1 protein-coding gene is annotated in these 869 nt (G+C 67.4%); it reads right to left on the bottom strand.

What is annotated here, in order from left to right; translation table 11 throughout:
- Nucleotides 1–53: 53 nt before the first annotated feature.
- A partial coding sequence (locus E1285_RS45180; protein WP_132161049.1) for a glycoside hydrolase family 16 protein occupies nt 54–869 on the bottom strand: 816 nt, incomplete at its 5' end.

An 869-nucleotide genomic window follows, 5' to 3' on the forward strand; every position in this document is an offset into this window, starting at 1 on the left:
GCGTGAGGCCGTTTCCGGCCTCACGCACCCCGTGAGGTTGGGCGGGCGATGGCTCACTGGCCGCCGGGCACCGTGTCCTCGAAGCCGGTGCCCGCCGCGCGATAGGCGTTGATCTTGGCCGCCACCTGCGCGGGCGTGAGGACCTGGTCCTTCACGTGGAGGACGTAGTCGATCTTCTCGTCGTAGGAGCGGGGGGTCGTCGCGGGCTGGCCGTTGAGGTCGATGAGCCACTGGTTGAAGTTGATCGACATCGCACGCTCGGGGAGGTAGCGGGCGTCGTGCGTGCCGAACAGCTGCCCGTCGACGTAGTACCTGATGCTGCTGTCATCGATGGTGAGCACGAGATCGTGCCAGCCGGCGTAGCTCGTGCGAATCTGGGAGTGCTGGTTGACGGCCTCCCAGGGGTCCGGACGGTACGTCTCCCACGAGGTGGCGTAGAGGATGTTCGAGGGCTCGCCCCAGCCGCCGTTCGGGAGGTACTCGAAGTCGTATTCGGAGTAGTCGTCGGCCATGGGCGCCGTGAGGTCGTTGATGGTGAAGAAGGTCTGGACGATGTGGTCGCCGTCGGGGCCCGAGGTCGGCGCGTCGGAGAACTTCACCCGGGCGGCGTAGGTGCCGTTCTTGAACTTCATCGCCTTGGTGAGGACCTCGGTGTGGACGGTGGTCGCGCCCGTGCCCGCCGTGGAGGTCTCCAGGTTCATGATCGAGTTGGTCCCCTCCATGGCGAAGGTGACGTTCTCCGGAGCCCAGGTGGCTCCCGGCACGCCCGGCCCGCCCGAGTTGGCGCGGATGTTCCAGCCGTGGGCGCCGATCGCCGGGTCGGTGTGCGAGGTGTAGTCGAAGTCGTCGAAGAGCGCGGGGCCGTCGGC

This window comes from Actinomadura sp. 7K507 (genome assembly GCF_004348425.1).
Taxonomy (GTDB): Bacteria; Actinomycetota; Actinomycetes; order Streptosporangiales; family Streptosporangiaceae; genus Spirillospora.